Raw genomic sequence first — 24,336 nt, 5'->3', positions numbered from 1 at the left:
ACATTAGCTTGTTTATCTGATTAATTCTTAGTACATATTAGGGCGTGTTAGTACAGTACTGCTAGCACGCCCTACTTGATCAGATATTCAATAAAGGAAGAAGTGAATGTTCAAAAAGCTGTTATCAAGCCCATCGGTTCGCAACTTTGCGCTTTGGGTTAGTACCTTTTTGATGATCACTCCTTCTGTTTCCCTCGCAAACTCTCTAACAAAAACGGATGACTTGGAACCTCGACCAAAGGTGGCGGTTGTGCTCGCTGGTGGCGGAGCGAAAGGGGCGGCACACATTGGGGTTTTAAAAGCATTGGAAGAAATGCAGATCCCTGTCGATATTGTGACCGGTACCAGTATGGGCGCCTATGTGGGTGGGCTCTATGCCACGGGGATGAGTGCTGATGAAATTGAGAGGTTTATCTACACCGTCGATTGGGGCAGCGGTTATCGAGATCGTGTTGACCGTAGCCAACGTCGAGTTCGTGACAAAGAGTATGAAGACCGCTATCAAATTAATACCGATCTCGGCTTAAGGTTCGGTGAGGTACGAGCACCAACGGGTGTGGTGCAAGGCCAGAACATGTTGCGAGTATTGCGTGAGACTACAGGGAACTTAGGGCGATTCGATTCTTTTGATGATCTTGCCATTCCTTATCGTTCTGTTGCGACAGATATTCTTGCTTTAGAAGAAGTCGTATTGGGCAATGGTTACCTTGTGGACGCCATGATGGCTAGCATGTCTGTACCAGGAGCGCTTCCTCCCTATAAGCTCAATGGCCATATGCTTGTTGATGGCGGCGTCGTCAATAACATGCCTGTCGATGTGGCTCGCGCCATGGGGGCTGATGTCGTTATTGCCGTCGATATTAGCACCGATTACAAAACCGAAGATGAATTTACGGGGCTGTTTACTGTCGCGGACCAACTCTCTAACTATCTCGTTCGTCGTAGTACACAACAGCAAGTGGACGAGCTTGAACCTCAAGATATCTATATTCGTCCCAATGTGGGCACCATGGAAACTGTCGAGTTCGACAAAATGCCTTGGGCTTTTCAAGCTGGGTACGATATTACCAAGCAGTTAAAAGACAAGCTGAAAGGGTTGCGCTTGTCCAATGCGGACTATCAAAAATACATCGATCGCAAACAAGAAGTTCGTAAAACTTTGATTTATGGTGATCAGCGTGTGGTTGATGACATAGTGATTGTTAATAACACGCACTACAGCGATGTGTTGTTGACGAATCGTATTGAATTAGAAACCGGACGTCGTATTTCAACGGCCGAAATTGAGAAAGCCGTTGAAAACCTCTACGCGTTAGATAGGTTCGAGCTCATCACTTATCACTTTGAAGAGGTGGATGGTGAGACATTGTTGGTTTTTGATGTTAACGAGAAGTCGTGGGGGCCTAATTATCTCAACTTCCGATTTTTTCTTGAAGATGACTTCGATACAGATAGCCAGTACGGCATAGGAATATCGACCAACTTTACCAATTTAAACTCTCATGGCGCGGAGTTGGCGTTCAACGTAGAAATGGGCACGGATAAGCTGATTGAAGCTGAGTTGTATTCCCCTGTTTTATCTAGCCAAGAACTTTTTGTATCGGGGCGAATTTCCTATGGTAGTGAGAGCCGAAACTTACCTTTAACAGAGCCTCAAGCACCAGATTTAGAGTCAGTAAATGACTTTTTTCCGGTCACTTACGATGATTTTACAACAGAGTTAGCGATAGGTATCCAACCCACATTGTGGCAAGAACTTCGATTTGGCGCTCGCTACTCAACCGGAGATATTGAGCTTTCTACTTTGGCTTCTGCTGGTAAATTGGATTTTGAACGTCGTGGCCTGTTTGCCAATTATCGCCTAGATACACTTGATGATTTCGCATTTCCGACTCGTGGGCTTTTAGTCGATCTCGAATATTTAGTGTCTCATGATCAAAGTCCTCAAGGCGTTAGCCTTTTAGAAACTGACAAAATTATTGAAGATACCGTTTATGAAATCTCTGCACGATTTAAAGGTGCAGTGAGTCATCAGCGTCATACTTTAGTCGGACATGCTGAATATAGTTTTGTAGAGAGTAAAAACTCATCTTTACCGCTTGATCCCAGAGAGTTGGGCGGCTTCTTAAGCCTATCGGGAATCCCAAGAAATAGCCTGATCGGACAGAACTTATTTTTCAGCAGTTTGGTGTACCGATATAAGTGGTTTGATAATGATTTCGGATTGTTTGAAGCTCCAGTCTACCTGGGCGCATCGGTCGAATATGGCGGTGTTTGGTCTGATAATGATCTGAAACTAAACGAAGCGCCGCTTTACAATGCTGGCTCCATCTTCTTTGGTGTTGACTCACCAATAGGACCAATAATGTTGGCATACGGTCGTACCGAGCAAGATTTGGATGCTGTGTATTTGATCGTAGGAACATCGTTTAATTAATCGGGTATGAGAAAGCAAAAACTTGGCATATTTGGTCAAAATTAGCAGAACTTTAGTCGTAAGTTGCTATGTTGGTCAAAATGATAAGATTTTAATTTAAGGTTAAATTTGCTATTATTTTGCCCACAGTTTGGCCTCTACGGCGCTGTTTCTCAATCATAATTGAATGAAAACAAGGGCAATGGAGAGCCAAGTTTCCAAGGATGTTCACTCCTTTACTTTAACAATAGTAATAATAGAGGAGGAACCGCAATGAGAGGAAAAAGTCGTGCTTGAAGCCTACCGTAAACACGTCGAAGAGCGTGCTGCTGAAGGAGTTGTTCCTAAACCGCTAGACGCAGAACAAGTTGCTGGACTTGTAGAACTTCTGAAAAATCCCCCGCAAGGTGAAGAAAAAGTCATTCTTGACCTACTTGAAAACCGTATCCCTCCAGGTGTTGATGAAGCTGCTTATGTAAAAGCGGGTTTCCTAACAGCAGTAGCAAAAGGTGAAGTTAAATCACCATTAGTGAGTCGTGAAAAAGCGGCTGAACTGCTAGGCACTATGCAAGGTGGTTACAACATCGAACCGCTAGTTGAGCTATTGGATGATGAAGCACTGGCAGAGATCGCAGTAAAAGCGCTGTCTCATACGCTGCTGATGTTTGATGCTTTCTATGACGTAGAAGAGAAAGCGAAAGCAGGCAATGCGCATGCACAGAAAGTACTTCAATCATGGGCTGATGCTGAGTGGTTCCTTTCTAAGCCTAAGCTTGAAGAAAAAGTCACTCTAACCGTATTTAAAGTAACAGGTGAAACGAACACGGATGACCTTTCACCTGCACCTGACGCTTGGTCTCGCCCTGATATCCCAGTACACGCACTGGCGATGCTTAAAAACGAGCGTGAAGGAATAAACCCTGATCGACCGGGTACTATTGGCCCGATCAAGCAAATTGAAGAGTTAAAAGACAAAGGCCATCAATTGGTTTACGTTGGTGATGTTGTTGGTACTGGCTCTTCACGTAAATCTGCAACCAACTCAGTGCTTTGGTTTATGGGTGATGATATCCCTTACGTTCCAAACAAACGAGCTGGTGGGTATGTGCTTGGTGGCAAAATTGCCCCTATCTTCTTTAACACAATGGAAGATGCTGGCGCACTACCAATCGAAGTTGACGTAACTAAGCTCAACATGGGCGATGTTATCGATGTTTACCCATATGAAGGTAAAGTTTGCAACCACGAAACTGGTGAGGTTCTAGCTGAGTTCTCGCTAAAAACAGAAGTACTGATTGATGAAGTTCGTGCTGGTGGTCGTATCCCATTGATCATCGGTCGTGGTTTGACAGACAAAGCGCGTCAATCGCTAGGTCTTGAGCCTTCGGACGTATTCCGCAAACCAGGTGAAATCGCAGATTCTGGCAAGGGTTACACGCTTGCACAGAAAATGGTTGGTAAAGCATGTGGCGTAGAAGGCATCCGTCCTGGAACCTACTGTGAGCCGAAAATGACGACAGTAGGTTCGCAAGATACTACTGGCCCTATGACTCGTGATGAACTTAAAGACTTGGCGTGTCTCGGCTTCTCTGCTGATCTTGTCATGCAGTCTTTCTGTCACACATCGGCTTATCCAAAACCAGTAGACGTTAACACTCACCATACACTTCCGGACTTTATTATGAACCGCGGTGGTGTATCTCTTCGTCCTGGTGACGGTATTATCCACTCATGGCTAAACCGTATGCTACTACCGGATACTGTCGGTACGGGTGGTGACTCACATACTCGTTTCCCTCTGGGTATTTCATTCCCAGCCGGCTCGGGCTTGGTTGCCTTTGCAGCTGCGACAGGCGTTATGCCGCTAGACATGCCAGAGTCAATCTTGGTTCGTTTTAAAGGTGAGATGCAACCGGGTATTACACTGCGTGATCTTGTTCATGCCATCCCTTACTACGCGATTCAGCAAGGTCTACTAACGGTAGAAAAAGCGGGCAAGATCAACGAATTTTCTGGCCGTATCCTTGAGATTGAAGGCTTAGAAACGCTAACGGTTGAGCAAGCATTTGAGCTTTCTGATGCATCTGCAGAGCGTTCGGCGGCAGGTTGTACTGTGAAATTGTCTCAAGAGTCGATCGAAGAGTACTTAAACTCTAACATCGTGATGCTGAAGTGGATGATCTCTGAAGGCTACGGTGATCGCCGTACTATCGAGCGCCGCATTACAGCAATGCAAGAGTGGCTAGCAAACCCTGAGCTGATGCAAGCAGATAAAGACGCTGAATACGCACATGTGATTGAAATCGATATGGCTGAAATCAATGAGCCAGTACTATGTGCACCGAATGACCCAGATGACGCTCGTTTGTTGTCTGAAGTACAAGGCACAGCGATTGATGAAGTGTTCATCGGTTCTTGTATGACGAACATCGGTCACTTCCGCGCAGCAGGTAAATTGCTTGATAAGTTCAATGGCCAGTTAGCAACGCGCCTTTGGGTAGCGCCACCAACAAAGATGGATAAAGACCAACTGATTGAAGAAGGCTACTACGGTATCTTCGGACGTGCAGGGGTTCGTATTGAAACGCCAGGGTGTTCACTTTGTATGGGTAACCAAGCACGTGTTGCAGATAAATCAACAGTAATGTCGACTTCAACGCGTAACTTCCCGAACCGTCTGGGTACTGGGGCGAATGTTTACCTATCGTCAGCTGAGCTAGCTGCAGTAGGTGCAATTCTAGGTAAGATTCCAACCAAAGAAGAATACCTAGAATACGCGAAGCAAATCGACGCTACGGCAACGGATACATACCGCTACTTGAACTTCCATAAAATGGATCAATACACCAAGAAAGCGGACGAAGTGATCTTCCAAGAACCGGCATAATCAGAAATGCACAATTCAAAAGCACCTCATATGAGGTGCTTTTTTTATGGGAGCAATTCGCTATACTCGCACCAAATTGATACGAAATAGGCAATCTCGGTGGAATTTGAATTCATTCGTAACACGTTGATGGGCGAGTACTACGTAAAATGTAGCATGGGACATGAGATTGTAGGGCGCTGGTTGCAAGAAGAAATTGGCAAAGATCCGATGAAGGTTGCACAGGTTGAAAAGCTAATTGAGCGGTCATTTTCAGCGCCTTCTCAGGAGCATAACCTAACAGGCACGGAAATTAGCTTGATGATTCAGGGCGACGAAGTTCTTGTACAAGAAAACGCATTAGCCCATGAATATGATGTCGAGATGGAAAGTGAGTTCGACTTCTACAATGCAGAAAGTACAGCAAGTTGTGGGATAGAGGATTTCATGGCACTTATCGAACAGTGGAAAGACTTTTTGAACATTTAATGCACAGTTTTGGGTAACTTCTCTGCCGTTGCTTTAAATTTGTGAAAAGGGCGCACCGATATGGTGCGCTCTTTTTGTTTATAGATATGTAAATTGAGGTTAGTTTTTATTATTCAATAACTTAAAAACTTGGCACGTAGATTGGATTATAAGAAGTGTTTCAGGATGAAAGCTTCGGAGATAACTCAATGAAAATAATCAATGCCATTATTAAGCCGTTTAAATTAGACGATGTACGAGAAGCATTGGCTGATGTCGGTATCGAAGGGATGACAGTATCAGAAGTTAAAGGGTTCGGTCGTCAAAAAGGTCACACGGAATTGTATCGCGGTGCAGAGTATCAAGTCGATTTTCTACCAAAGGTGAAAATTGAAATCGCGACTCACGCAGACAATGTAGATCGCGTTGTTGAAGCAATTACAAAAGCTGCGCAAACCGGAAAAATCGGCGACGGTAAAATTTTTGTTTACGATCTGAACCAAGCGGTGCGTATCCGAACTGGCGAAATGGACGCAGAAGCACTTTAAGAATTCAAAGGATTGGAGATACTTATTATGGAATTAACAACAACAGTAACCGAGTTACGTTACGCACTTGACACCTTTTTCTTCCTCATTTCCGGTGCGTTGGTAATGTGGATGGCAGCAGGCTTTGCGATGCTAGAGGCTGGCCTTGTGCGCTCTAAAAACACAACAGAAATTCTTACGAAGAACATCTGTTTGTACGCCATCGCATGTACGATGTTTCTGATTGTCGGTTATAACATCATGTATGTCGATAATGGAGAAGGAGGCTGGTTACCTTCATTTGGTACGTTAATTGGTACTCAAGGTGAAGGGGCCGACCACTCTTTAGAGTCTGACTTCTTCTTCCAAGTTGTCTTCGTTGCAACTGCCATGTCCGTCGTTTCTGGTGCGGTAGCTGAGCGCATGAAGCTTTGGTCTTTCTTGATTTTCTCAGCGATTTTAACTGCGTTTATCTATCCAATGGAAGGTTACTGGACATGGGGTGGAGGCTTCCTAGCAGAAGCTGGATTTAGTGACTTTGCGGGTTCTGGTATCGTACATATGGCAGGTGCTTCTGCTGCTCTTGCTGGTGTGTTACTGCTTGGCGCGCGTAAGGGTAAGTACGGTAAAAATGGTGAAATTTATCCGATTCCAGGTTCTAACATGCCTTTGGCAACGTTGGGTACTTTTATCCTTTGGTTTGGCTGGTTTGGATTTAACGGTGGCTCTCAGTTGATGGTTTCAGATTTTGAGAATGCTACAGCGGTAGGTCAGATCTTTCTAAACACTAACGCAGCAGCGGCTGCCGGTGCAATTGCGGCGCTATTCGTTTGTAAAACTACTTGGGGTAAAGCCGATTTAACGATGATCCTCAATGGCGCGCTAGCTGGCTTGGTTGCCATCACTGCAGACCCTCTATCGCCATCACCACTGTACGCGGTTGCGATTGGTGCGGTGTCGGGTGCACTAGTAGTATTCAGTATCATTGCTCTAGATAAACTTAAAATTGACGATCCAGTAGGTGCTATCTCAGTTCACGGTGTGTGTGGTTTCTTCGGCCTAATGGTAGTGCCACTGAGCAACGGTGATGCAACGTTTGGTGCACAGCTTTTAGGTGCCGTAGTTATCTTTGCTTGGGTATTTGGTGCTAGCCTAGTTGTGTGGGCAATCTTGAAAGCGACCGTTGGGATTCGCGTTACAGAAGATGAAGAAATGGAAGGTATGGACATGCATGATTGTGGTGTTGGTGCTTACCCAGAGTTTGTTACGGTGAAATAATCATTAGCTTGTAATAAATGGTTACACACTTAACACAATAAAACCTGCTCCGATGAGCAGGTTTTTTAATATTCGTCATTGTCTTCTTATTGAACATACATATAATAACGCAACTGATAAACGTTATCATTAGCATGGTAAAGGATTAAACAATGAAAAAACTGCTAACTCTTTCAGCACTAACTTGCGCTACTCTAGCTCCAACAGCAATGGCTGCTGAAGAAGTGAACGTCTACTCTTACCGTCAACCTTTCCTAGTTGAACCTATGTTCAATGAGTTCACTAAAGAAACTGGTATCAAAGTAAACGTAAAATTTGCTAAAAAAGGCTTAGCAGAAAAGCTAGCTCAAGAAGGTGAGTACAGCCCTGCTGACGTTATTCTTACGACAGACATCAGCCGTCTAGCTGAACTGACAAACAAAGGTTTAGTTCAGAAAGTCGATAGCAAAATCATTGAAGAAAACGTACCTGATCAATACCAAGATAAAGAGAATGAGTGGTTTGCTCTAACTCTACGTTCTCGTAGCGTTTATTCATCACGTGATCGCGTAGGTAAACTAGGCGCAGATTTCAACTACGCAGACTTAGCTAAGCCAGAGTTCAAAGGTAAAATTTGTACTCGTAGCGGTAAGCACCCGTACAACGTTTCTCTAGTTTCAGCAATGATTGCTCACAATGGCGAAGCAGAAACCAAAGAGTGGTTAGAAGGCGTGAAAGCAAACCTTGCTCGCAAACCACAAGGCAACGATCGTGCACAAGTTAAAGCGATCAAAGAAGGCCTATGTGATGTTTCTCTAGGTAACAGCTACTACCTAGGTAAAATGGTTAACGACAAAGAGCAAAAAGCTTGGGCTGATGCAGTTTACATCAACTTCCCTAACCAAGAGACTACAGGCACTCACGTGAATATCTCTGGTATGGCGATGGCTAAGTACTCTCCAAACAAAGACAATGCTGTGAAGCTAATGGAATTCCTAACGGGTGACAAAGCGCAGCAAATGTACGCAGAAGTTAACTACGAGTACCCAGTTAAAGAAGGCGTGAAGCGTTCTGAGCTTGTGGAATCTTGGGGTGACTTTAAAGCAGACAAGCTTTCTCTAGACGATATTGCAGCCAACCACGAAGCGGCAATTAAGCTATTAGATGAAGTGAAATTTGACCTTTAATTCCTTGTGGGGGTATAACAGTACCCCCATTTGATTAAAGGATATGAGATGTATTTGCAACAGCATTTGTATTTCATACAGCCTTGCAGTAATTAGGCGATGAAAGATAAACACTCTTTATGGAAAACCAGTAGTGGGGTAATAACTCTGCTACTGGTTTTGCCGATCTTAGCGATCTTCTACACCGCAATTGGTGAAACGGATGATTTGTTTGCTCATTTAATGGCAACGGTCATGCCGACTTATATTTTTAACACGGTTGCGCTAACTGTTGGCGTAATGGTGCTGTCCTTAATTCTTGGTATTCCAAGCGCTTGGATAATGGCCATGTGTAAACTGCCGACCGAAAAATGGTTGCAGTGGGCATTGGTGCTACCTCTTGCAATGCCAGGTTATATCATTGGTTATATTTTTACTGATTGGTTTGATTTTGCAGGCCCGATTCAGATCTTTTTGCGTGATGTAACCGGATGGGGACCTGGCGAGTATTGGTTCCCTGACATTCGTACGTTGCCTGGTGCGACCTTTGTGTTGGCTTTGGTGTTGTATCCTTACGTGTATTTATTGTGCCGGGCTGCGTTTATGGAGCAAAATGTATCTTTATTGCAAAGCGCGCGTTTGCTCAAGTGCTCTCCATGGGAAAGCTTTTGGCGCATCTCGATGCCGTTAGTAAGACCCTCTATCGCAGTAGGTTTATCATTGGTCGCAATGGAGACCATCGGTGACTTTGGTACGGTAAGTTACTTCGCGGTGAATACGTTAACCACAGCGGTCTACGATACTTGGTTGGGGTACTCTAATCTTAATGCGGCAGCCAAGATTTCTGCCATGATGCTCGTCATTGTAGTACTGCTTCTTAGTGCCGAACGATACAGCCGCCGTAAACAAAAGCTTTTTCAAAGCCAATTTAACAGTCACGAAGATTTTCGTTACGAGTTGACGGGCTGGAAAAAGTGGACCGCACTGGTTTGGTGTTGGGGCTTGGTTTCAGTCGCTTTTATTTTGCCGCTACTACAGCTGATTGATTATGCGATCACTTATTTTGCGCAGAGTTGGACCTCAGAGTTTCGTGAATACGCATGGAATAGCTTAGTTGTGTCTGTTATTGCTGCGATTATTGGTGTTGCTGTCGCACTGATCGTTAACTTTACCCATCGAGTCAGTGGTAAACGAGAAAGCTTGGCATTTATGCGTCTTTCTTCTATGGGCTATGCAGTACCAGGAACGGTACTAGCCATCGGTGTGATGGTCGCTGTGCTGTTTATGGATCATCGTGTCAACGATGTTGCTAAAGCCATGGAGTGGGGAAGGCCGGGACTTATCTTTTCTGGTTCCATGTTCGCACTAGTATTTGCCATGGTTGTGCGCTTTTCCGCGGTAGCGATTGGTAGTATCGAAAGTAATTTAAATAAAATTTCTCCGTCGTTAGATATGGCATCGCGCACTATGGGTTGTAAGCCCAATGCCATGCTGTGGCGCGTGCACTTTCCGCTGGTTAAGCGCGGTGCACTGATTGCGGCTTTATTAGTGTTTATCGAGTCGATGAAAGAGCTTAATGCGGCTTTGTTACTTCGTCCGTTTAACTTTGAAACACTAGCCACATACGTTTATAACTTCGCCTCGGATGAGCATTTAGAATTGGCCGCTTTGCCAGCGGTTCTGTTGGTTCTTGTTGGGTTGATCCCGCTTGTTGTTGTTAACCGTTCACTGGAGCAAAATCACTGATGAGCTGTGCATTATCAATTAAAAACCTAACGTGCCAATATGACGATCAAACTGTACTCGAATCATTGTCTCTTGAGGTAGAACAAGGGCAGATTGTCTGTTTGCTAGGAGCCAGTGGCTGTGGGAAAACAACACTATTAAAGGCCGTTGCGGGATTATTGCCGTTAACGTCAGGCGAAATGAGTCTAAATTGCGTCACAATTGATGATGGGGAAAACTGGTTGCCGCCAGAACAGCGTAATATCGGGATGATTTTCCAAGATTACGCACTTTTTCCTCACTTGACGGTGGAGCAAAACATTGCCTTTGGCTTAAAGCAGTGCTCGACAAAAGAGAAAAATGCCAAAGTTCAAGAGATGTTAGAACTCGTGCATCTTCAAGGTTATGGCGATCGTTATCCTCATCAATTGTCTGGTGGACAGCAGCAGCGTGTTGCGATTGCTCGCTCATTAGCTTACAGCCCAGACTTATTGTTACTTGATGAACCGTTTTCTAATATTGATACGCAAGTTCGCCATGAGTTGATAAGTGAGATCCGTAAGATTTTTAAGGCCCAAGGTGTGACTGCCATTTTTGTTACGCATAGCCGTGAAGAGGCTTTTGCTTTCGCCGATAAAATGGCAGTGATGAACAATGGAGTCATCGAGCAATATGGCACAGCATCTGAGCTTTACTACCAGCCTTCAAGTAAATTTGTCGCTGATTTCTTAGGTGGTGGCAGTTACCTTGCTGCTAAACGGGTTTCGAATTCAGAATATGAAACCCACTTGGGCGTGGTTGAAGCCACGGCTCAACAAGATATTCCAGTACAGGCGGAGTGCTCTTTACTGCTAAGACCGCAGCATGTGCAAATTCAATCCGATGAAGATAGTTCGGTAACCGTATTGGAACAGCATTTTATGGGTGATCACTGCCGTTATGTGATTAACGCGAATGGTGACCGTTTGTTAGCTACAGCTTCGCAAGCATTAAATATAGGTGAGTCCGTCGCGGTGAAAATTGAAACGCAAGGCGTCCTGGCATTTGCTTAACGCTCCTGAGTATCTTTTCTATCTCGTTTACGACTTCCCAACATACAATAAAAAAGCCCGGCTGTGGAGCCGGGCAAGTGCTCTTCTCCTGTTGATGAGCGCCTTTTCAGACAGCGTTGACTCTCATCATAGTGCTCGAAGCGGGCACAAGGTTCAGTTATAAAGACAAGAAGTCTTTAAACTGTTGAAGAACACGTTCCGCAGTGTCCTTATCTTGCATCTCTGCAAAAATTCGTAGCAGTGGCTCAGTGCCAGAGAAGCGAGCGATGATCCAACCGCCGTTCTTGAAGTAGACTTTCGCACCATCTTCATAGCTGACTTTTTCGATTTCAAACTCGAACTCAGGCAACTGCTTTTCAACATAAATCTTGTTGAACAGTACGTCTTTTTGCGCTGGTTTGAACTTGCAATCGCCTTCTGCCATGTAGGCATAGCCGTACTTGCCGTAGATTTCATCCAGCAACTCAGACAGCTTCTTGCCGGTTACTGAAATCATTTCTACCAATAGGCTTGATGCGAATACGCCGTCTTTACCTTTGATGTGGCCGCGAATGGTTAGGCCACCAGAGCTTTCCCCGCCAATCAGTGAGTCATCCGCTTCCATTTGGGAGCTGATGTGCTTAAAGCCTACAGGAACCTCAAAGCATTTCTCGCCATGATCTTCGGCGACTTTATCGAGAAGGTGGGTGGTTGCGATGTTACGTACCACGGAGCCTTTCCAGCCTTTGTATTCAAGTAGGTAGTAGTAAAGCAGCAGTAGCACTTCATTTGGATGAATGAAGTTACCTTTTTCGTCGATAATACCAAGACGGTCCGCATCGCCATCAGTACCGATGCCAATATCGTAACCTTGCTCTTTCACTAGGTGCATCAAACGGTAGAGTGTTGCAGCGCTTGGCGAAGGCATTAACCCACCGAAGTCTGGGTTTTTGCCATCGTTAATCACATCAACGTCACAGCGGCCGTTGATTAATACGGTTTGCAGTGCGTTTTTCGCGACACCAAACATTGGGTCGATCAAAACACGTAAATTCGCCTTCTTGATCGCTCCGATGTCGATAAAGTCGATGATTGAGTCAACGAATTCGTTCATCGGATTGATGATTTCAATCAGCTTATCTTCAACCGCTTGTTCAAAGTCGACGCTTTTTACATCTTGCGCAGTGAGCGCGTCTATTTGTGATTCGATTTTTTGGGTGATGATTTCATCTGCGTCACGACCACCTTCAATGAAGACTTTAATGCCGTTGTAATCGGCAGGGTTGTGTGATGCGGTAATACATGCCGAGTATGCGCAGCCCATTTCTTTCGCTTTAAACATTACGATAGGTGTTGGGACAAATTTGTCGATAAAGCTAACCATAATGCCGTTTGCTGCTAGAACTTCAGCGAACCAACGACCTGCTTTATCGGAAAGAAAACGACGGTCATAGCCAATCACAAAACCGCGATCAGCAACCGATTCGTTATTCGTGATGTTTGCAACTGCTTGGGCAACCAAGCGTACGTTATCTTTGGTGAACTCCTCACCAATAAATGCACGCCAACCGCCTGTACCAAATTTGATCATGATTCGATCCTCGATAAGAGCGGCATCCCACCGCGTCTTAAATCTTTGCTAGCGAACCGATGCACTTGTAAAACATAAATGCACCGGATAAATCAAAAGGGGAGAAGGACTCCCCCAAAAGATGATTAACCTAGAGTAACGATAACTTCGTTTACTGAACCTTCCGCTTGAACTGGTACAGATGCACCATTTACAGCTTCACCGTTCACGGTAATCGACTTAACGCCTTTGCTTACTGAGTCTGGGTTAACGACTTTGATGTTGTACGTTGCTCCTAGCCATTGGCGAGTCACTTCGAAACCAGGCCAGTTCGTTGGGATACATGGATCGATAGTTAGGCCATCGAAGCCTGTACGCACACCAAGAATAAAGTTGGTAACAGCGAAGTAAGCCCAGCCTGACGTACCTGTTAACCATGGGTGGTTTGCACGACCGTGGTCTTGGTGGTCACGACCCATGATGAACTGAACGTATGAGTATGGTTCTGCAATACGTTTTTCGATGATGTCGTTCTGGTTGTATGGGTTTAGCGCATCGTAGAACTTCATTGCACGATCACCACGACCCAGTTTCGCTTCAGCTACCCAAGCCCATGGGTTTGGATGCGAGAATATCGCACCGTTCTCTTTTACGCCTTGGTAAACACGAGTTACGAAGCCGATATCATCATTCGGTGTTGCAAAAGATGGTGAGTTTAGGTGGAGGCCGTATTCAGAGAATAGGTTCTCATCGACAGCGTCCATCGCTTTTTCGCCGCGCTCTTGAGATACCGCACCAGAAAGTACCGCAAGTGTGTTTGACTCTAGGTGTACACGACCTTCTTTTTGTTGCGCTGTACCGATCTTTTCGCCGTTTTTCGTTAGACCACGGATATACCAGCCGCCTTCTTCGTCCCAAAGGTGTGTTTCACACGCTTCACGCACGTTTGCTGCCATCTCGGTGTATTTTTCAACGTCGGCTTCCTTACCTAGGTATTTCGCTAGGTCGATGAACTCCTGCAGTGCCCAGAAATGTAGGAACGACACCATTGAAGATTCGCCGCCACCTAGGTTCAGACAGTCGTTCCAGTCTGCACGCAGACCTTTACAGATACCGGTTTGACCTACGTATTCAGCCGAGAAGTCTAGCGCGGCTTTCATGTGGTCATAAACCGTTGCATCGCCACCGTCGGCGTAAGGGATCACTTCGTCGAAGAAGCTGTGCTCACCGGTTTCCATCACGTACTTACAGATGGTTGGAACTAGCCATAGATGGTCATCGGAACAAGTGTCTTCGATGCCGTGAATTTTGTCTTCATCAGAAGGTGTTGGAACTACGGTTGGAGACTTCGATGGTTTAACATCCGCTTTTTCTGGATCAAACCAATCTGGATCGAATAGGTGTAGACCGTAGCCCGCTTTTACTTGGCCACGCAGTAGGTCAACGATACGTTTGCGCGTCATTGCTGGGTTAGCGTGAGGAACTGAGATTGCATCTTGCGCTGTATCGCGGTAACCAAGACCAGTACGGCCTCCCACCTCGATGAATGAAGCAAAGCGAGACCACACCACACACGTTTCCGCTTGGTATAACGTCCAAGCGTTGATCATGGTATCTAGACCTTCGTTTGGTGATTCCACTTGGAACTTGCCACAACGCTCATCCCAGTGTGCTTTGATACCCGCAAATGCGTTGTCGACTTCTGCAAGGTCTTGGTACTTAGCACGCAGACGCTCTCCGTTGCCTTTACCGATACCGAGAATGTAAGCAAAGCGAACTTCTTCACCCGGCTGAATAGTAAATTGCTTATGCAAAGAGCCACAGTGGTTGTAACAAGTTTGTGCGGTGTTAAAACACTTACCTTGTTCTACTGCTAGTGGGTTTGCTTCGTCGCGGTATAGACCTAGGAAGCTATCACGTTGACCGTCGTATGAATCTGGATCAAACGTTGACGCTAGGTAGTAGAAGCCTTCGAAATCGTTAGTGTTGTAGTACAGGTCGTACTCTATCACACCTTCGTTGTAAGCCGTACCAGCAGAGTAGAGAGACATCTGGTGGTTTTGGTTATCAGACTGAATGTGGCTGAATGAGAACTCAACAAATGAGAATGCACTGATCGTACGTGGTTTGTCAGAGGTGTTTTTAATCACTACATCCCAGATTTCAGCGTCTTCGCCTTTTGGCACGAACAGAGTTTTTGTTGCGGTAATACCGCTGTATTCACATTTGAACTTAGAGTAAGACAAGCCGTGACGAACTTCGTAGTTTGCTTCGTCTAGGCTCTTCGCAACTGGTTGCCAAGAGATTGACCAGTAATCACCTGTCTCATCATCACGCAAGTAAACGTAGTGTCCTGGGCGATCGAATGTCGCATTTGGACGGAATTTAGTAACACGGTTGTATTCTGGAGAGTTGTAGAACGAGTAGCCACCCGCGTTGTGCGAGATAACCGTACAGAACTTCTCAGTACCTAGGTAGTTGGTCCATGGTGCTGGTACGTCAGGGCGAGTGATGACGTATTCGCGATTCTCGTTATCGAAATAGCCGTATTTCATTTGTGTCTTTCCTTTTTACGAAGCTGCATCAGCAGCCAAAATTTAAAAACTCTTCAAGCGTGATGTTTCGACATCAGTTTTGTATTACTTCCACGGTTTACGGTAATTCACTCCCTGCAAATCAAGCAGAGGTAGATGGCCTTTCAAGCGTGATAAATAGTCGGTCCAATCTCGGTGTTGTTTGTCTGTCCAACATGCTTCTGCCATTGCAGTTAAACGAGGGAAGATCATGTAGTCCATGCGAGGTTGGTTATTGATAATTTCGCACCATAATGCTGTTTGAATGCCCCAAATGCGCTTACGTATTGGGTCGTCAGCAGGCACTTCAGCGAGCGGTTCGTAGTTGTAAGCTTTTTCTAGTGGCAGTGGGTTTGCCCAGTCCACGCCCGGTTCTTCAGGTGCGTAGTCTTGGGTCATATCTAGGTAAGTGGTTTGTGCTGGTTGCAGCACCACATCAAAGCCTTGGCGAGCACAGTTCAATGCCGCTTCTTCGCTTAGCCATGAGTAGATCACCGTATCTTTACTGACTTTGTCGCCGTGTTGAGCTTCTTCCCAGCCCAGCATGCGTTTGCCCAATTTACGAAGTTTGTCTTCGGCATAACGCAAGAAGTGTCCTTGCAAATCTTTGTAGTCGCTGTAACCCAGTTGTTCCATTAGTGCTTGGCATGCTGGGCTTTTTGACCATACGCCGTTAGGTACTTCGTCGGCACCAATATGAACGTAAGGCGCAGGAAAAAGCGCAGAGACCTCTTCTAGCACTTTGTCGATAAATTCATAACTCCCCGGCAGAGCAGGGTTAATGACGTTGTCGTTGTAATGCTGAATACTGCGGTATTCGGTGGTATCTTCCGCTTCTACCAATAGGTGTGGTAACGACTTGATGGCGGCTCGGCAATGACCAGGTACATCAATTTCAGGAATGATGGTGATGCCGCGTTGCGATGCAAATTCGATAACGTCTTTGATGTCTTCTTGTGTGTAGAAGCCGCCGTAACGTTCATCAAAGTGCGTGTACTGTGGTTCATTGATCTCATCCAATCCGCGCCAAGCACCAATATCGGTCAGTTGAGGCAGTGATTTGATTTCAATTCGCCAACCCTCATCGTCGGTAAGATGCCAATGGAACGTATTGAACTTGTAATGAGCCAGTTGGTTGATCAAGCGTTTGACTTGCTCAACGGAGTGAAAATGACGAGCACAATCCAGCATCATACCGCGGTAACGAAAACGTGGCCTGTCCTTGATTGAACAGCAAACTACTTCCATTGAGTTAGGTTGATCGCCAACTTTGATTAGTTGTAATAACGTTGCACAAGCATGGGTAAAACCAGACGAAGATCCTGCTTCAATTTTGATTGACTCTTCGGCTACTTTCAGTTTGTAAGCGCCTTCATCCAAGGTTGGGTTGCCTTTGAAGATGATCTGACTGCCATTGTCTGATGCGAACTCAAATTGGTGAATGCGCTTAAGCTCTTCAAGTAGCCATTCTTTAGCTGAATTGGCCAGGCTTGAATAAACCGCGACGCCAGCATGATGATCAAAGCTAAAATAGTGATCGCTGACCTCAATATGGTTTGGTTTTGGCAGCAAGGGCTGTGCATGGGTTAAACTTGCCGGAATCTCACTGCGTTCACGGTATGGTGAAGCTAATACGATAGGCGTGACATCCACTTGTGCGCGCTGTGGGTTTCCATCAACGACAAAGTTGATCATCGCTTCGTTAAAGCCATCCGAGTAATAACGGAATGGGTTCGAACCAATACTGAATTCACAGTAATAGTGATGGTTGGCAGCCAGTACCACCCCTTCTGGTTCAAGTGTGCAAAAACTACCAATTTGAGTCAGTTGACCATTTGAAACGCTGTCTGGAAGAATGTAACGATCGAAAGCGAAAGTTAAGCTCCAGCTGTTCAGGTCTTGGTCGCTCAAGTTATGAAAGGTAAGGCCAAAGCGGCAGTTTTGTTTCTGCTCAGAAAGGACTACGAGATCAACACGATATTCCATATCTACTCCTACGCCGCACTGAGCGAGTAAAGGTTATGTTCTGGTTTGCCAGCAAACATAATTGCGCCTTCAATCGCGTCAAACTGTGGCTCAACAACCCATTGCTGAACTGGTGGTGAAAGCCAACGTACAATGCGTTCAGCTATGCTGCCCATTAAACAAATACGTGTTGCGCCGCGCTTGTTTAATGCCACGAGAAACATTTCTATATCCGCTGCGGTTTGCTTCAGCATTTCAATGGCCAGTGCATCGCCTTGTTCCGCATGTTGGAAAATAGCCGGAGAAAACTGCCCATAATCACGAGGAAGCGCCTGTTTTGACCACGCCACCACGTTGTCTACCTCATTTTCGAAATGCGTCATAACATGTTGTGCTAGGGGCGTTTTTTCTCTGATGCCATCTTCAGCTAACAAAACTTGCTGAACTAGACGTAGCCCCATCACTGCGCCGCCACCTTGATCCGAAATAGGGAACTCACGACCACCGACAACGTGTTGCTCCAATCCGTTAAGGTAGATGCCACAAGAACCGGTTCCCGCAATCATGATTGCGCCATCTTCGCCATTGTGCGCACCAACGCACGCACCGTAAGCATCGGTATTCAGAGTTATACTGGCAAATGGATGAGGAAGAGACATGAAGGCTTGCCAAGATGCTTTGTGCTCTGCGCCAGCAAGGGCTAAGCCGACGTGCATCGACGCGAAATCTTGTTGTGTCAGACCGCCTTGCTCGGTAGCCGAAGTGATGGATTCAAGAATCGAAGCCATTGCTATTTCAGCACCTAGCATGATGTTGGCACTGCCGCTTTTGGCCTCGCCAAGAAAATTACCTTGTGAATCTTTAATCCTGGCTCGACATGACGTGCCGCCACCATCGATACCGACAAAATACATTCCCATGATTATTCTTCCTTCATATTTTTAGAGGTTGCCAACTGAGAAACATGCTGAGCTTGACTGATTATCGCGAGTAAGTACCAAGCGCCATGCGGGATCCATTGTTCGCCCCAGCGCCAGTTTTGTAACACGTCTTCTTTTTGCGCTGGTGGATTAAATGCAATGTCTTCCTCGTCTTCAAAGCCGCCAGTGATTCCGTTACACACGCCACCTTTTGCGTTGAAGAAACCATATTGAGGGAGGTAATCAGGGTTGTTACGACCATGGCCATCTAGCATGCACATGTCGTATGGGTTTAAGCCTACAATCCAGTTCAATGCATCTTGAGCAAACACAGAAAGTTGTTGCTGTACTTCTTGCGACGCTATATGCGGTTGAGCAAGGTACGCCATGGTCGCGAGTGAGCCCAGTCGAGCATTCTCGCCTTGCCACCAATAGCCGGATTCATTGTTGTGTGCTACAAAAAATGCCTCGCGTTTTGACTCATTTACGCCTTTAACATATTGGCGAGGGTAACCGAATGGGTTGATCACTTTATTCGATATTGTGATCTCAAACTCACACGCTAGGTTGACGATACGTTTTACCGATTCCGCTCGTGCTGAGTCGTCTTCAATTGATAGATATTCGCATAGGGCAATAACTGGTAGACCAGCTTCGGCTGCGTGAAAATATGGACGGCTGCCGTCTTGGTTTGCTGACCAAAAGTGTTGAATCTGCTCGTCGCTCATTTGGCGTGCAACTAAACGTTGCGCCCACAAACGGCTCTCTTCCAAGTAGCGAGTTTCTTTGGTTGCTTTAAACAGTTCTACACAAGCCAGTAGCGCACAGTATTCGTCGATAATGTTTTCTTCCCCATCATTGAGGTACTGCGTATTGTGCTCTTTTAAGTGCCAGTAACCATTTTCGGCAGCGTTGCGGTATTTTTGTTGATCGTATTCACCGTGAACACTTAAACGCGACGCTGCCGCTAGCGCTGCAATGGCGACACCGCCACCTTGTCGAAAGCCTGCTTGATAGTCGTCAAATTTGTGACCAAGTTGAGTTTCGTACGCGCAAATCTCGCGTTGCGCAGTATCTTTGCTCCACTTGTCAAAGACCGTCATGTAGAAAAAGCCTTTTTCGTTTTGCATACGCACAAGAAAGTCTGCACCGAACAGGGCTTCTTCAATCAGACGTGTACGTGTGAAAGCTGCAATGTCTTCGCTTCCTTCAAGCAATGAAACCCCTTTTAGGATGTTCCAAACCACCATTGGGGTTTGTTGAGGATTCAAATAATTCGCGTATGAAAGGTGACTTAAATACTTGCTAACGTCTCCTGATGCGTCGTACCAGCCGCCGTGTACATCAACCTTTTTATTGGAGTTTAGTACTGGAAGTTGTCGATCTTGTTGATCGAAGATCCCGCCGCAACGTTGCGATTTGAAGTAGTGGATCACATCTGACAAAGTTTGATCCAACAGAATGTGTTCGCCAACGATGAAAGAGGAAGAGCGCGTATCTTCTACTTGCAAGAAATAGTCACCTGACGTTGTGAAAGAGGAAAAGTCGATGAGGTAGAAATAGCCCTGATGCCAGTTCGCCACTTTACCTTGTTCTTCAACCGCAAAAGTTGCCACGGTTTGCTCGCTAGTGGCACAAATCAATTGAGCAGTGTAAGAAGACAAGTGTGGTTGTTCGGTCTGGATAATGGCTTTCTTTGGGCCCAGACGTTCATAACCAATGTGGTTAGTCAGTAGCAGCATTCAATGTCTCCGGGAAACGATAAAAACAGGAATGGGCCAGGCTGAACCTGACCCTCGTTATGATTAATCTTCAAATAAGTAACAGCGGACAAAGTGGTTGTCGGACAGTTGAGTGACGCCCGGTAGTCGTTCGCGACATTTGTCGGTAGCGTGTACACAACGTCCAGCAAATGGACAGCCGACAGATTCTGGTGTCCAAAGTGGGATTTCCCCTTTGTTGCCTTTCAGTTTCTCGTGAATAGACTTCGATGGATCTGGAACCGCAGATACCAACAGTTGCGTATATGGGTGTTGAGGATCGTGAATGATTTCTTCAGTATCGCCCCATTCAACCATGTGACCTACGTACATGACCGCGAGATCTTCAGCAATGTAACGCGCTGTTGCGATGTCGTGAGTGATGTAAAGCAGAGACATTTGTTTCTCGAACTTCATCTCTTCCATCAAGTTCAGAACACCGGCACGGATTGATACATCGAGCATCGATGTTGGCTCATCCGCCAATACCACTTCTGCACCAACTGCGATGTTACGAGCTAGGTTTACACGTTGACGCTGACCGCCAGATAGCTGGTGCGGGAACTTTTGCGCCGTTTCTTTTGGTGGAATAAGACCAACTTGTTCAAGTAGGTCGTACACACGCTCTTCCAGTTCTTTCTTGTTGCCCGGTGCTACTTTCTTATGAATCAGCAGCGGGCGCGCAATATGGTGGAAGATATTGTGCGTTGGGTTTAGCGAGCCAAACGGGTCTTGCCACACCATTTGTACACCTTCACGGTAGGTCATTAAATCGTGACGAGAGGTGATATCTTGGATATCACGACCTTTGTATTCAATGATGCCATCGGTTGGTGCGTACATTTTTGCAATCATTTTTGCAGTAGTAGACTTACCTGAACCAGATTCACCTACCACTGACAAGCCGCGGCTCTTGTACATTTTGAAAGAGACGTCGTTGATTGCGCGCATCTTAGATTGTTTGATTGAGTTACTGTTTAAAGGGAAGTCCTTAACGACATTTTTACCCTCAATCAGCAGTTCGCCGAATTGTTTGCTCATAATTCTCTCCAGTGTAATTTTTGTTCTTAGCTAGCGTTTTTTTGTTGTTAAACCTTAGCTTGAGCAATGGTGTCGCCGTACAAATGGCAATTTGAGAGGCGACCTGGTTCAATTTGACGTAATTGGGTTGGTACACGTGTACATGCTTCATGTACGCGGTCGCAACGAGCTTGGAAGCGGCAGCCCTGTGGTACTTCTAGCAAGTTCAAAGGGTTACCTGGAATACCAGTCAATTTGGTCTTTGGTCCAGTTAGTGGAGGGAAAGAGCTACCCAAACCTTTGGTGTAAGGGTGGTAAGGACTTTCCAGTATTTGCTTAGAAGGCGCGACTTCAATCAACTCACCTGAGTACATGATGCCGATACGATCCGAGAACTCGACCATCAATGACAAGTCATGTGTGATGAACAGAATTGAGAAACCAAACTCTTCTTTAAGCGCGTAAATTTTTTGTAGAATTTCACGTTGAACCACTACATCCAATGCGGTAGTCGGTTCGTCCATGATGATCATTTTTGGGTTCAGAGCCAAAGCGATTGCGATTACTAGACGTTGACGCATACCACCAGAGAACTGGTGCGGGTAATCACTCAATCGGCTAGGGTGGATATCAACGATTTCCAGCAGACCTTCAGCGCGTGTTTTTGCTTGAGCGCGAGTCATATTGGTATGACGCATGATGACGTCACAGAACTGCTCTTCCATGGTTAGAACAGGGTTCAAAGCGTTCATCGCACTCTGGAATACCATCGACATTTCACTCCAGCGAAACGCTTGCATGCGATCATCGCTGTACTGAAGGATATCTTCACCGTTGAAGATAACCTCACCACCTGTGATAAACGCTGGCGGCTTATGAAGGCGCATTAGTGAGAAGGCAACAGTGGATTTGCCACAGCCAGATTCACCAGCCAGACCGAATACTTCACCTGGTGCAATGTCGAAGCTCACGTTGTTACAGGCGCGGACATCGCCCGCGTCTGTGATGTAGTCTACGCATAGGTTACGGATGGAAATTAGTGGTGCAGTCATGATTATTTATCTCCGCTCCATAGTGCATTTTGTGGTGCCAGTTCAGGCTCACGCTCTTTCTTGTCTTTTGCTGCTAGTTTTTTCCAGCGTTTCATGCCTTTGTGAGAACGAAGTTGAGGGTTCGCAATTTCGTCAACGGCAAAGTTCAACAGAGCAAGACCAGTAACCAGTAATGTTAGGGCAATACAAGGTGCTAGTACTTCCCACCATGCGCCAATCAGCATGGCTGATGAGGTTTGCACGTTGTAAAGCATGATGCCCCAACTGATCGTGTTGGCATCACCCAAACCTAGGAACGAAATGACCGCTTCAGTGTTGATCGCCAGCATTACTGAGCCAATGAAGCTCGCACCGACAATTGGGATAAGGTTTGGTAAAATCTCAACAAAGATGATGCGGAATGAAGACTCTCCCAATACTTCGGCGGCTTTAACGAACTCTTTCTCGCGTAGTGCCATAGTTTGAGAGCGGACAACACGTGCACCCCATGCCCAAGAAGTACCAGCGATAATCAAGGCAATAGTGAGTGGGCCTGCTTCACCGATAAAGGCCGCCAACACGAATAGCAATGGATACTGCGGAATTACTAACATGATGTTCATCGCGGCACTCAATACGTCATCCACTTTGCCGCCGAAGTAACCTGCCGATATACCAATGACTGTTGCTAAGAAGCACACGATGATGCCAGCGCCAAAGCCTACACCCAGTGATACTCGTGCACCGTAAGCCACTTGCGACCAGATATCGCGACCCATTCGGCTAGTACCTAATACGTGGTCGGCCTTTTTAGACATAATCAGTGTACGACGATCGTCTGCTAGGTTTTTAGCAACCCAACCATCAGGGTTGTTTTGTGCCTGTTTTACAACAAAGCTTGGGTATTCGTGTGGGTTACCGGTTCGCTTGTCTGGCGCATGCTTTGTAAGTAAAGGAGCGGCAATCGCAACGAACACGAACAGCGTAACAATGCCAAGACCAATGCGAGCAAATGCGTTACCTAAAATAAGTTTGAATAGTTCTTTCATGATTATTTGCCTCCCGTACGTAGGCGAGGGTCTAGAATCATGTACAGCATGTCAGCCATTAAGTTGAAGCACAGCATGAACATCGTCATGATAATTAACTGACCTTGAAGTACTTGGTAGTCACGAGCGTGAATTGCGTTCAATAGAACAGTACCTAGGCCTGGGTAGTTGAAAATCATCTCGATGATTAATTGACCACCGATGGCCATACCTAAAGACATAGACAGTGCGGTAACACTTGGAAGTAGTGCGTTACGTGCGGCGTAATTAAAGACGACGCGGTTTTCACTCAGCCCTTTACCTTTAGCCATCGTGATATAGTCTTCGGCGAGAAGGTTGATCATGTTGTTACGCATGTTAACTAGGAAGCCACCAATTTGAACGATGGTTGCACAGAATAGAGGTAGTACAGCGTGGTAACCCACGTTCTTGATGAACTCCCAGCTTGTCCAATCAGGAATAGTACCTGGCGTGTAAGCATAGCCAGATGGGAACCATTTCAGGCCAATCGCAAAGGTAAACAGTGCTAACATTGCGATAACCATTTGTGGAATCGCTTGAATGATCAATGTGCCAGGCGTTACGAATGCATCGTACTTACTACCGCGCTTCCAGGCGGCAAAAATACCAAGGACAGAAGCGATGGAGAAAGAAAGTACAACCGCAGTACCAGCTAGAAATAGTGACCAGCCAAATGCACTACCTAGTAAAGAATTAACTGAAAGAGGGTAGAACTGGATTGATGTACCTAGCTCCCAACTTAGAATGTTTTTAATGTACGAGAAGTACTGAATGTAAATTGGCCCATCAACGAAACCGAGCAGTTCTTTCATTGCTGCGATTCGTTCTGGAGTCACCTGTACTGAAGCATTAGCAAACATCATGGTAACTGGGTCACCAGGCATTGCTCGCGGAATAATAAAGTTTAACGTCGCTGCAACTAAGAGCGCGACAAGATAGAACGACAAACGTCTTAAAAAATAACCCATAAC

17 protein-coding genes are annotated in these 24,336 nt (G+C 45.8%); 8 read left to right on the top strand and 9 right to left on the bottom strand.

The features are described from left to right. Positions 1-106: 106 nt before the first annotated feature. The 8 genes from R7Z41_RS13985 (at position 107) to R7Z41_RS13950 (ending at position 11,477) form a co-directional block, all read left to right on the top strand. Positions 107-2,437 carry a patatin-like phospholipase family protein gene (locus R7Z41_RS13985; RefSeq protein WP_318136376.1) on the top strand — a complete coding sequence of 777 codons (2,331 nt, stop codon included), beginning with the start codon at positions 107-109 and terminating at the stop codon, positions 2,435-2,437. A 268-nt stretch (positions 2,438-2,705) separates the two neighbouring features. Beyond that, positions 2,706-5,303 carry a bifunctional aconitate hydratase 2/2-methylisocitrate dehydratase gene (gene acnB / locus R7Z41_RS13980; RefSeq protein ID WP_086047030.1) on the top strand — a complete coding sequence of 866 codons (2,598 nt, stop codon included), beginning with the start codon at positions 2,706-2,708 and terminating at the stop codon, positions 5,301-5,303. Between the two features lie 99 nt (positions 5,304-5,402). Then, entirely contained in the window at positions 5,403-5,771 is a 369-nt protein-coding gene (locus R7Z41_RS13975) for a YacL family protein (protein ID WP_225478058.1), read from the top strand. A 188-nt stretch (positions 5,772-5,959) separates the two neighbouring features. Beyond that, positions 5,960-6,298, top strand: a complete 339-nt coding sequence (locus R7Z41_RS13970; protein ID WP_005386570.1) for a P-II family nitrogen regulator — start codon at positions 5,960-5,962, stop codon at positions 6,296-6,298. 27 nt (positions 6,299-6,325) lie between these two features. Continuing rightward, complete coding sequence (locus R7Z41_RS13965) at positions 6,326-7,555, top strand: ammonium transporter (protein ID WP_005386568.1); 1,230 nt, start codon at positions 6,326-6,328, stop codon at positions 7,553-7,555. 152 nt (positions 7,556-7,707) lie between these two features. Beyond that, positions 7,708-8,721, top strand: a complete 1,014-nt coding sequence (locus R7Z41_RS13960) for a Fe(3+) ABC transporter substrate-binding protein (RefSeq protein WP_085569818.1) — start codon at positions 7,708-7,710, stop codon at positions 8,719-8,721. A 99-nt stretch (positions 8,722-8,820) separates the two neighbouring features. After that, the gene (locus R7Z41_RS13955; protein WP_025768193.1) at positions 8,821-10,446 is read left to right on the top strand and encodes an ABC transporter permease; all 1,626 of its coding nucleotides are present in this window, start codon (positions 8,821-8,823) and stop codon (positions 10,444-10,446) included. Continuing rightward, a complete protein-coding gene (locus tag R7Z41_RS13950) occupies positions 10,446-11,477 on the top strand; it encodes an ABC transporter ATP-binding protein (RefSeq protein ID WP_005380055.1) in 1,032 nt (343 codons plus the stop codon). Before R7Z41_RS13955 ends, R7Z41_RS13950 begins: the two co-directional genes overlap by 1 nt. Positions 11,478-11,634: 157 nt before the next feature. Here R7Z41_RS13950 and R7Z41_RS13945 read toward each other — a convergent pair whose 3' ends face one another. From R7Z41_RS13945 to R7Z41_RS13905, 9 genes are all read right to left on the bottom strand, one after another. After that, on the bottom strand, positions 11,635-13,047 hold the full coding sequence (locus R7Z41_RS13945) for a phosphoglucomutase/phosphomannomutase family protein (RefSeq protein ID WP_005380053.1): 1,413 nt from the start codon (positions 13,045-13,047) through the stop codon (positions 11,635-11,637). A 125-nt stretch (positions 13,048-13,172) separates the two neighbouring features. Next, positions 13,173-15,581, bottom strand: coding sequence for a GH36-type glycosyl hydrolase domain-containing protein (locus tag R7Z41_RS13940; protein ID WP_225478059.1), 2,409 nt, complete (start codon positions 15,579-15,581; stop codon positions 13,173-13,175). Between the two features lie 84 nt (positions 15,582-15,665). After that, positions 15,666-17,585, bottom strand: a complete 1,920-nt coding sequence (locus tag R7Z41_RS13935) for a beta-N-acetylhexosaminidase (RefSeq protein WP_047102645.1) — start codon at positions 17,583-17,585, stop codon at positions 15,666-15,668. Positions 17,586-17,593: 8 nt separating this feature from the next. Then, positions 17,594-18,484 carry an N-acetylglucosamine kinase gene (locus R7Z41_RS13930; protein WP_047102644.1) on the bottom strand — a complete coding sequence of 297 codons (891 nt, stop codon included), beginning with the start codon at positions 18,482-18,484 and terminating at the stop codon, positions 17,594-17,596. Between the two features lie 2 nt (positions 18,485-18,486). Beyond that, positions 18,487-20,226, bottom strand: coding sequence for a glycoside hydrolase family 9 protein (locus R7Z41_RS13925; RefSeq protein ID WP_085569820.1), 1,740 nt, complete (start codon positions 20,224-20,226; stop codon positions 18,487-18,489). Between the two features lie 63 nt (positions 20,227-20,289). Continuing rightward, positions 20,290-21,285 carry an ABC transporter ATP-binding protein gene (locus R7Z41_RS13920; protein WP_005380041.1) on the bottom strand — a complete coding sequence of 332 codons (996 nt, stop codon included), beginning with the start codon at positions 21,283-21,285 and terminating at the stop codon, positions 20,290-20,292. Between the two features lie 47 nt (positions 21,286-21,332). Further along, positions 21,333-22,316 carry an ABC transporter ATP-binding protein gene (locus R7Z41_RS13915; protein ID WP_005386550.1) on the bottom strand — a complete coding sequence of 328 codons (984 nt, stop codon included), beginning with the start codon at positions 22,314-22,316 and terminating at the stop codon, positions 21,333-21,335. A gap of 2 nt (positions 22,317-22,318) precedes the next feature. Continuing rightward, positions 22,319-23,344 (bottom strand): ABC transporter permease, encoded by a 1,026-nt coding sequence (locus R7Z41_RS13910; protein ID WP_025768199.1) that lies wholly within the window; start codon positions 23,342-23,344, stop codon positions 22,319-22,321. 2 nt (positions 23,345-23,346) lie between these two features. Then, entirely contained in the window at positions 23,347-24,333 is a 987-nt protein-coding gene (locus R7Z41_RS13905) for an ABC transporter permease (protein ID WP_005380038.1), read from the bottom strand. Between the last annotated feature and the right edge of the window lie 3 nt (positions 24,334-24,336).

It is taken from the genome of Vibrio sp. 1457 (assembly GCF_033340195.1).
Lineage (GTDB): Bacteria > Pseudomonadota > Gammaproteobacteria > Enterobacterales > Vibrionaceae > Vibrio > Vibrio alginolyticus.
The sequence above is the reverse complement of the archived record's forward strand: the minus strand, read 5'-3'. Positions and strand labels throughout refer to the sequence as shown.